The following is a 9720-nucleotide window of genomic DNA, read 5'->3' as shown; positions in this document are numbered from 1 at the left end:
CACCCACCGAGAAGAACGTCGCCTCCCGCACCAGGCTTCCCTCAGCATCAGAGACAGCAAACTTCATCCCGTTCGTATGCCGCGGCAACACCGTCAACGGATGCAACACCATATCCTCCACCGCATACGGAAGCTCCACACCCTCACCGGACGCACCAGCAAGGTTCAGCACACCCGTCTCCGCGATCGTGGCCAACCGCTCCTCCACCTCGTCGGGAAGGATCAGCTCGGGGTGGTACCCCTCCAGGCCCAGCAGCGTAGCCGTCATGGTCCCGTGGCCACGCCCCGTCGCAGCCAACGACCCATACAGATCAACGCGCAACGACGCCACCGAGCCCAGGACACCAGCGTCCTTCAGCTCACCGGCAAAGACTGCGGCCGCCCGCATCGGTCCCACAGTGTGCGAACTCGACGGACCAATACCCACAGAGAACAGATCGAAAACACCAACAGCCATGGTCGGGATCCCTTAATACAGCTTGAAGCGGTCCGGCAGATGGTCCTGCCGGATGGCCTCCCCCGCTTGTGGCGGAGGTCGACCGAAGCACGACGCCGGATGGCCCCCAAAGGCGGCAACCCGGCGTCGCAAGTTTATTCAGTTCTTCAATCCCACGTTACGCCACTGTGGGCGTGGTGGCCTGCCTGAGTTCGGCCCGTTGGCGCTGTCCGCTCAGGCGCGCAACCTAGGAAAGGTCTCCGCCGTTCTTGGAGGCGTATTCCTCGGCCGAGAGCAGCGGGCCCTCGGACTCAGCGGCGACCTTGAAGAGCCAGCCGGCACCGTAGGGGTCGTTGTTGATCAGGGCCGGGTCGCCGACAACAGCGTCGTTGATCTCCGTAACCTCACCGGTGACCGGCGAGTACAGGTCCGAGACGGACTTAGTGGACTCAACTTCGCCACAGGTCTCGCCAGCGGTGACCGTGGAGCCAACTTCGGGGAGGTCAACGTACACGATGTCACCCAGAGCGTCGGTGGCAACCTCGGAGATACCGACGGATACCGAGTTCCCTTCGCCGCGGGAGACCCACTCGTGCTCGTCGGAGTACTGAAGTTCGGGCGCTACTTTGGGCATTCTGATTCCTTTACGTGTAGTGGCTACATCTAATTGTGTCGCGCCGGGGGCCGTGAGCGCGGATGATTCAGGGGTGTGGCAAAGGATCACCTTCGGCAGGCCCCCCACTCCCCCAGCACCTTAGCGGTTCACGAAGCGCCGGAGGAAAATCGGATTCGAGCCTGGCGACCGGCAGCATGCGTCCAAGGGAGCATCGCGCCCGCTCAGCGGGCGCACATGCGACCGAGCATGCAGAGGTCGCCAGGTTCGAAAAACCCGTGACCTACTTTTGGCGCTTGTAGAACGGCAGTGCGACGACTTCGAACGGCTCGCTCTTACCCCGCAGGTCGATGTCCAACGCGGTACCAAGCTCGGCGTGCTCGACGTCAACATACGCCAACGCTACGGGGTAGCCGAGCGTCGGGCTGGGCTGACCGGAGGTCACTTCGCCAACTACTGCGCCGTCCTTGAGGACCGGGTAGTGACCGCGTCCGGCACGGCGTCCCAGGCCCTTAAGGCCTACGAGCTTGCGCCCGATGGTGGCACCGGCGCCGTCAGCCTTGAGGGCTGCGAGTGCGTCCTTGCCGACGAAGTCGCCTTCCTTGGACAGCGCCACCACCGGTCCGAGTCCTGCCGCGAACGGGTTGCCTTCACGCGAGAGTTCGTTGCCGTACAGGGGCATGCCTGCTTCGAGGCGCAGTGAGTCGCGGGAAGCGAGGCCGGCGGGAGTGAGCTCGCCTTCCCCAGCAACCTCGGCGATGGCCTGCCACAGGGCAGCAGCGGAGTCGTTGCCGACGAAGATCTCGAAGCCGTCTTCGCCGGTGTAACCGGTGCGCGCCAACAGCAGTTCCTGGGTGCCGCCGTCGAACGTGAACGGGACTTCAACCGCCGCGTAGTACTTCAGTTCGGTGACCAGTGCGTGCTGCTCGGCCGGAACCAAGCGCAGCAGGATGGCTTCGGCGAGCGGTCCCTGGACAGCGATCAACGATGTCTCGGCCGAAGCGTCCTCAACCACGACGTCGAAACCAGCGGCACGCTCCAAAAGAGCAGCAGCAACAACGGCAGCATTGCCGGCGTTCGGAACCACCAGGAACTTCTCGGAGCCGCGACGGTACGTGATGAGGTCATCGATGATGCCGCCGTCTTCCTGGCAGATCAGCGAGTACTTGGCCTTGCCCACGGCCATGGCGGAGATTTTGCCTACCAGGGCGTAGTCGAGGAATGCTGCGGCCTCGGGGCCGGTGACCCAGACTTCGCCCATGTGGGAGAGGTCGAACAGGCCAGCGGACTTGCGGACGGCGTGGTGCTCAGCCAACTCCGAGGAGTACTTGAGCGGCATCTGCCAGCCTCCGAAGTCCGTGAAGGACGCGCCAAGCTTCTTGTGCTCTTCGTAAAGAGCTGTGTAATTCTCCGTCATGACCAGTCCTTTAGTTCTCGAAGTCTTCGATCGGCGGGCAGGAGCAGACCAGATTGCGGTCTCCGGCTGCGCCGTCGATACGGCCGACGGGCGGGAAGTACTTGTCCTGCTTGAGGTGGTGGACCGGGAAGGCGGCCTGCTCGCGCGGGTACGCGCGGTCCCAATCGGAACTTACGACGGCGGCAGCCGTGTGGGGTGCCTTGCGCAGCGGCGAGTTCTCAACGGCGAAGTCCCCGCTGGCAACCTGGTCGATTTCCTTGCGGATGGTGATCATGGCTTCGATGAAGCGATCGATCTCAACCAGGTCTTCGGACTCGGTGGGCTCCACCATCAGCGTGCCGGCAACCGGGAACGCAAGGGTGGGGGCGTGGAAGCCGAAGTCGATGAGGCGCTTGGCCACGTCTTCAGCGGTGACGCCGGTCTTCGCGGTCAGTTCACGAAGGTCCAGGATGCACTCGTGCGCTACAAGTCCACCTTCACCGGTGTAGAGGACCGGGAAGTGGTCGTTGAGGCGCGAAGCGATGTAGTTCGCAGCAAGCAGGGCCGACTTGGTTGCTTCGGTGAGGCCATGGCCACCCATGAGCTTCACATAGGCCCAGGAGATCGGCAGGACACCGGCGGAACCGAAGCGGGATGCGGAGATCGGGACGTCGTTGCCTTCGGTCCAGGATGCTGCGTCACCCGGCATGAACGGCGCGAGGTGTGCCTTGGCCGCGACGGGGCCAACGCCGGGTCCGCCACCGCCATGCGGGATGCAGAAGGTCTTGTGCAGGTTCAGGTGGGACACGTCGCCGCCGAACTTGCCCGGCTGGGCCAGGCCAACAAGTGCGTTGAGGTTGGCGCCGTCGATGTAGACCTGGCCGCCGGCCTCGTGGATGGCGTCGCAGACTTCGCGGACGTCGGCGTCGTACACACCGTGCGTGGATGGGTAGGTGATCATGATGGCCGAGAGGGCGTCCCGGTTGGCCTCGATCTTGTTCTTAAGGTCAACGTGGTCGATGGTGCCATCAGGTGCGGTGGCGACAACCACTACCTTCATGCCCGCGAGCACTGCGGAGGCTGCGTTGGTGCCGTGAGCGGAAGCGGGGATGAGGCACACGTTGCGCTGGTCATCGCCGTTGGAGCGGTGGTAGCCGCGGATGGCCAGCAGGCCGGCGAGCTCGCCCTGGGAGCCGGCGTTGGGCTGGATGGACACCTGGTCGTAGCCGGTGATCTCGGTCAGCTGGGCTTCGAGGTCGCTGATCAGTTCACGCCAGCCCTCGGTCTGCGAGTCCGGCGCGAACGGGTGGATCGAGGCGAACTCCGGCCAGGAGATGGCTTCCATCTCAGCGGTGGCGTTCAGCTTCATGGTGCAGGAACCCAGCGGGATCATGGTGCGGTCAAGCGCGAGGTCCCGGTCTGAGAGCTTGCGGATGTAGCGGAGGAGCTGGGTTTCGGAGCGGTGGGTGTTGAACACCGGGTGCTGCATGAAGTCGCTCGTGCGCTCAACAGAGCCCTCAAGTGCAAAGCCATCAGCGGACTCAAGCACCGAAGCGCCGAAGACCGCGAGGAGACCGCCGACAATATCGGATGTAGTTGTCTCATCAACGGAGATGCCAACCGTGTCAGCGTCAACGCCGCGCAGGTTGATGCCCTTGGCCTCGGCAGCGGCGACGAGCTCGGCAGCTTTTCCGGGGACGCGGACAGTGATGGTGTCGAAGAAGGAACCGTGGAGGACCTCGACGCCGGCAGCCTTCAGGGACGCTGCGAGGGTGCGGGCGTGGCCGTGGGCGGTCTCGGCAATAGCCTTCAGGCCTTCGGGACCGTGGTAAACGGCGTACATCGAAGCGACAATGGCGAGCAGGGCCTGTGCCGTACAGATGTTGGACGTGGCCTTCTCCCGGCGGATGTGCTGCTCGCGGGTCTGCAGCGCCAAGCGGTAGGCGGGGACACCGGCGTCGTCCTTGGAAACGCCCACCAGACGGCCGGGCATGGAACGCTCCAGGCCCTTCTGGACGGCCATGTACGCGGCGTGCGGGCCGCCGAAGAACAGCGGAACGCCCAAGCGCTGCGCGGAACCAACAGCGATATCGGCGCCCTGCTCACCCGGAGGGGTGATGAGCGTCAGGGACAGCAAGTCGGCAGCGGCGGTGACCAGCGCGCCGCGTTCCTTGGCATCGGCAATGACGGCAGAGTGATCGAACACGCGGCCCGAAACGCCGGGCTGCTGCAGGACGACGCCGTTGATGGCGCCTTCCGGGAGACCGAGCGAGAGGTCAGCGACCTCAACTTCGAAGCCGAGAGCTTCGGCGCGGCCCTTCACGATGGCGATGGTCTGCGGGAGGCAGTCGGCGTCAAGGACGGTCTTGCCGTCCTGGGCGGCCTTGTTCTTGTTGGCACGGCGCATCATCAGGACGGCCTCGGCCACGGCCGTTGCTTCGTCCAGGAGGGAAGCGTTGGCGATCGGCAGGCCAACCAGGTCCTGGACCATGGTCTGGAAGTTCAGGAGTGCTTCGAGGCGGCCCTGCGAGATTTCGGGCTGGTACGGGGTGTAGGCGGTGTACCAGGCCGGGGACTCGAGGATGTTGCGGCGAATCACCGGCGGCGTCACGGTGTCGTAGTAGCCTTGGCCGATCATCTGCACGGCAGTCTTGTTCTTGGACGCGAGCTTGCGCAGCTCGGCCAGAACCTCAACTTCGCTCAGCGCGTTCTGCAGGGTGAGGGCAACGTCCTGGCGGATGTCGTTCGGAACGGCGGTGTCGACCAGGGAATCAACGGTGTCGTAGCCGACGGACTTGAGCATGGTCTCAATGTCGGCCTGGCGGCGGGCGCCGATATGCCGATCGACGAAGGTGGTGGAGGCAGAACTAACCGTCACGAAGGAACTCCAATACTTGGGCGGCGTTTGGGTACGCCACAGCGGCTCGGGTTCCTCCCCGCTCTGTATTGGACCTGAGAGTTTCCGCGCGTTGTTGGGACAACCATCGCTTGCACCGTCGGTGAGCACAGCGTCCAAGGACGCCTGCTGCTTTCCAGAGTTGCCTTGCCGCGGCGGTGCGTGGGCCTGAGAGATTCCTGGGGAGGGTTTGCTCCTACGGCGCCTGCATCACTTGCTTGCAGGACTCTCCCGCCGCAGATCAAAGGCATGTTCAGTTGTACGCGACCTCAGTCAGGGCAGGCCACAAGGGTTAATTGTCCTACGTGGCGGGCGCCGCCGCAAATGGGCGACGTGCTACTTCCGCAGCCGGTCCAGGACTCCCAAGAGGATTTCGACGTCGGCCTCCCGGCCTGCGTTGCCGTCGTCCTGGCCGCCTTCGAACATCGCGTTGAAATACAGCCCGTCACCCATGTAACTGACGGCCTTGGCAACCTCCGGCCCGACGTCTTCCGCCAGCACGTCCAGCCACCGCTGTTGGATTGCGGCAAACCTGCGGCGGGTTTCCTCGTGGGCCACCTCAGCCAGCCTGGTGGCGGCGACGAAGGCCCGGTCCATGGGCGTATCCGCCCAGAGCGAGGACCTGATGAAATAGGCAGCCGAACCATCCGGCGCCGCCTTCATCAGCTCGGTATCTTCATCGGCGAGCCGGTCCAGGCGCTCCAAAAGGGCCGTGATCAGCGCTTCCTTATTGGGAAAGTGGTACAGCAGCCCACCCTTGGACACTCCCGCACGCTTGGCAACGGCGTCGAGCGTGGCAGCCCGCTCCCCTACCTCGATAAGGAGGGCTTCGTAGGCATCCAGGACGGCATCCCGGGCAACTGGTTTTCGTGGCATGAGTACATCATTCCCTAAAGGCTTGGGGGGTTCCATTTGAAACTGTACCGTCTGGACGGTACAGTTAGTGACATGTTCTCGCCGTCCTCAACCCAAGCACCCCGTTCCGCTCGTCCCGATATGGGCCAGGCAGCACCGTGGCGCGATTGGACGGCACTGGCGCTCCTGATGTTCCCGGTGCTGCTGGTGGCCGTCGACAACACCGCGCTCACCTTCGCCCTGCCCGAGATCGCCCGATCCCTGGACGTGGGTGGCGTTCAACTCCTCTGGATTGTTGACGCCTACCCGCTGGTCCTCGCGGCGCTTCTCGTTTCCATGGGCAACCTGGGCGACAGGATCGGACGACGGCGGCTGCTGCTGATCGGCAGCACCGGCTTCGCGGCGGTGTCGGCTGCTACAGCCTTCGCGCCTTCCGCGGAGTGGCTCATTGCCGGACGCGCCGGCCTTGGCGTCTTTGGCGCCATGCTGATGCCATCCACGCTTTCCCTGATCCGGAACATCTTTACCGACCCCAACCGCCGCCGGCTTGCGATCGCCGTCTGGGCTGCCGGTTTCTCCGGTGGCGCAGCCCTCGGCCCGATCTTTGGCGGCTGGCTGGTGGAACACTTCTGGTGGGGCGCCGTCTTCCTGGTGGCAGCTTTCCTTCTCCTGCCGCTCCTGGCTTTCGGCCGGGTCCTGATTCCCGAGTCCAAGGACTCCAATCCGGGACGCGTGGACGTGCCCAGCATTGTCCTGTCAGTGGTCACCATGGCTCCATTTGTTTACGGCATCAAGGAATTCGCCGTGCATGGCTTCGGAGCATCGGCCGCAGCCTTCATGGGCTTCGGCGTGGTGATGGGCATCCTCTTCGTCCGCCGCCAGCAGCGGATCGAAAGCCCCATGCTGGATGTCGCGTTGTTCAAGAACAAGGTGTTCAGCACGGCCATCGTGGCCAACGTGCTGTCCCTGTTCTCCATGACCGGCTTCATCTACTTCTTCGCCCAGCACCTGCAGCTGGTTGAAGGCCAGTCCCCCATGGAGGCAGGCATCGCCATGATTCCTGCGCTCCTGGCAACAGTCATCGCCGGCCTCCTGGTGGTGCCACTGGTGAAGCGTGTGCGGCCCGGATTCGTGGTGGCCGCCGGGCTGACCTTGAGCGCCGTGGGGTACCTGGTAGTGGTGGTGGGCGACCACGGCAGCGGACCGGTCTTCCTGCTCTCAGCCCTGACCGTGCTTGCTGTGGGAGTGGGTGCCGCGGAGACCATCTCCAACGACCTCATCCTGGCCTCGGTGCCGGCAGACAAGTCCGGAGCGGCCTCGGCCATCTCCGAAACCGGCTACGAACTGGGTTCGCTTCTGGGAACGGCTGTGCTCGGCTCCATCCTTACGGCTTCCTACCAGCACAACCTGATCATTCCGGACGGGATCTCCGAGCAAGCTGCCGGGAACTCCGGCGAAACGCTCGCTGGCGCTGTTGATGCGGCGGCCGCCCTGCCGGCCCCGTTGTCGGAGGCGCTGACACATGCCGCCCGGACAGCTTTCGAGTCCGGCGTCCACATCACTGCGGCGATTGGGCTGGTACTGATGGCGGGCGCGGCAGTACTCGCCGCCGTCGTACTTCGGCGTGTGCCGAAGGCGCAGTAACAGGCCCAACGCCGAAGGCGCAGTAGGCAGTAAGCCGCAAGCCGTGGAGGCAGACGGAAGCCCGGGCCGCTCAGCGACCCGGGCTTCCGTTGCGTGTTGCTGCCTAAACTGCGCTGTTCAGCGTGGACCCCAAACCCAGACCGCGGGTGATACCACCGGTGGTTGCTGTGGCCAGCGCTGAAAGGTAGTCGTTCCGCCGCCGGGCGGTGATGCGTGACTCAGGTTCGAACACCTGATCCGGCGTGTCGGCGTAATGGGCGGCCAGGCCGTCGCGCATGAGCCGGATGCCTTCGGCCCGCTGCTGCGACACGGCGGCGTGGGTTGAGCCCAGTTCCTCGGCAAGCTCCTTCACAGACCGTCCCGCCAGGTAGATCTCCTGGATCACGAAGCGCATCTTTTCCGGCAAGGCCTCGACGGCGGCACGGAGGTACTTGATTCGCTCATCGGCCAGGACCGAGTGCTCCGGTGATTCTGCGGGAGAGGCCACCGTATCCGCGACGACTTCGTCGAGGGAGCTGAGGGTTCGCGCGGCATCGGCCAGCGCGGCCTCGACGTGGCTGCGTTCCACACCCAGCGCGGACGCCATCTCGGCAATGCTGGGGCTTCGGCCCAGAACCCCGGTCAAGGTCTCCTGAATGGCCGTGGTTTCCTTGATCCGCTTGCGGGCTGAGCGGGTGGCCCAATCGCCGGCCCGCATCTCGTCCGCGAACGCACCCACGATCCGTCGACGCGCATAAGCACCGAAGGGAACGCCGAGGTCAGGATCAAAGGAGTCGGCCGACGTAATGAGCGCCATGGAACCAACAGAAGCAAAATCGTCGCGCGACAAATGTGTGGCACGCGCGCAAAGGTCAGAGACCAAGTAACCAACGAGCGGAAGGTGCTGCAACACCAGCTCGTTGCGCTGTTCGCGATTCAAAAGTGAGTCCCCCCATGAGACCGGATTATTGAGTTGCAAGGACCTGAAATGCGTAGTTCGGGAAGGCCGCTCAGAGACAATCAAGGCGGCGTTTTAGGACTTCGTTCAGGTACGTGTTCAGTGAACATATCACCTGAAAACGACTCTGCGTGTACGCTCAACAGAAGTAAACACAAACCCTGCCAAATCGTGATTTTGGCGGGCCATAAAATGAATTGGGGAACCGTGGGGGCGGACGAGCTATCGGCAACGCTGTGGCGCGAGCGGAGGCAACTTGATTTCTTGCTTTTCCTACTCGAAACGCAGCTCCTGCACCTCCGGGCAGGCAACTGGCACCGGCTGAACTTCACCGCGGCCGAACTCGAAAAAGTCCTCGAAAATCTCCGCTTCGAATCACTTGCACGCGGAGTTGAGGCGTCCGCGCTGGCCGCAGAATGGAAAGCGCCGGACCATTTGACGCTTCCTGCCCTTATCTCGATCGCACCGCCGGGAATCTGGCCCGAGCTTCTTTTAGATCACCGCCGCGGAATGGCCGGGCTGCTCACCGGAATTGACGACGCCGTTGCCGCTAACGTCGCGCTGCTGGAGGCTTCGTCGGGCTCTTCGCCGGCCCCCGAGCCCTCTCAGCCGCCGGCTGATCCGGATCTGGCTGGTTCAGACGACTTGGCGCTCTTGGCCCGCGATGCGAACGTCCAACGCGCTATCGCCGCTGCCCGTGCCGCATCGCTGCCAACGCTGCGGGACTTCCTGGGGCTGGCCTAGCCTCGGGATGCTCTCTCACCTTCTGCAGGTTTTTGGGCGTCCCTCTCTCACCTTCCGCAGGTTTTTGGGCGTCTGCGGTCGTATGGTTTTCTGAGACAGGTTGATGGGAGATCGACTACAGAATGACTGGTCCCAGAAGAAAATATGATGCCGCGTTTCGTGAGGAAGCGGTGCAGTTGGTGTTGTCCTCGGATCGTTC

General features: G+C 63.8%; 8 protein-coding genes and 1 riboswitch. Of the genes, 2 read left to right on the top strand and 6 right to left on the bottom strand.

The annotated features are described in order from the left end of the window. From GVL04_RS23665 to GVL04_RS23645, 5 genes are all read right to left on the bottom strand, one after another. On the bottom strand, positions 1-457 hold a 457-nt coding region (locus GVL04_RS23665; protein WP_327785625.1), incomplete at its 3' end, for a serine dehydratase beta chain. A 226-nt stretch (positions 458-683) separates the two neighbouring features. Beyond that, positions 684-1070, bottom strand: coding sequence for a glycine cleavage system protein GcvH (gcvH, locus tag GVL04_RS23660; RefSeq protein ID WP_089593885.1), 387 nt, complete (start codon positions 1068-1070; stop codon positions 684-686). Positions 1071-1332: 262 nt separating this feature from the next. After that, the gene (gene gcvT, locus GVL04_RS23655) at positions 1333-2466 is read right to left on the bottom strand and encodes a glycine cleavage system aminomethyltransferase GcvT (RefSeq protein WP_159709090.1); all 1134 of its coding nucleotides are present in this window, start codon (positions 2464-2466) and stop codon (positions 1333-1335) included. Between the two features lie 10 nt (positions 2467-2476). Further along, positions 2477-5323, bottom strand: coding sequence for an aminomethyl-transferring glycine dehydrogenase (gcvP, locus tag GVL04_RS23650; protein ID WP_159709088.1), 2847 nt, complete (start codon positions 5321-5323; stop codon positions 2477-2479). Positions 5324-5487: 164 nt separating this feature from the next. Further along, positions 5488-5585, bottom strand: a riboswitch (glycine riboswitch). 92 nt (positions 5586-5677) lie between these two features. Then, complete coding sequence (locus tag GVL04_RS23645) at positions 5678-6217, bottom strand: TetR/AcrR family transcriptional regulator (RefSeq protein WP_159709086.1); 540 nt, start codon at positions 6215-6217, stop codon at positions 5678-5680. Positions 6218-6289: 72 nt separating this feature from the next. On the opposite strand from GVL04_RS23645, the gene GVL04_RS23640 reads away from it, so the two are divergent. Further along, positions 6290-7840, top strand: coding sequence for an MFS transporter (locus GVL04_RS23640; RefSeq protein WP_159709084.1), 1551 nt, complete (start codon positions 6290-6292; stop codon positions 7838-7840). A 103-nt stretch (positions 7841-7943) separates the two neighbouring features. Here the strand turns inward: GVL04_RS23640 and GVL04_RS23635 are convergent, their stop codons facing one another. Beyond that, a complete protein-coding gene (locus tag GVL04_RS23635; protein ID WP_159709082.1) occupies positions 7944-8759 on the bottom strand; it encodes a sigma-70 family RNA polymerase sigma factor in 816 nt (271 codons plus the stop codon). Positions 8760-9041: 282 nt separating this feature from the next. Here GVL04_RS23635 and GVL04_RS23630 point away from each other — a divergent pair, with 282 nt between their 5' ends. Continuing rightward, on the top strand, positions 9042-9521 hold the full coding sequence (locus tag GVL04_RS23630; RefSeq protein ID WP_159709080.1) for a hypothetical protein: 480 nt from the start codon (positions 9042-9044) through the stop codon (positions 9519-9521). The last annotated feature ends 199 nt before the right edge of the window (positions 9522-9720 follow it).

It is taken from the genome of Arthrobacter sp. 18067, assembly GCF_902706295.1.
Classification (GTDB): Bacteria; Actinomycetota; Actinomycetes; order Actinomycetales; family Micrococcaceae; genus Arthrobacter.
This window is presented reverse-complemented; position numbering and strand designations above follow the sequence as displayed.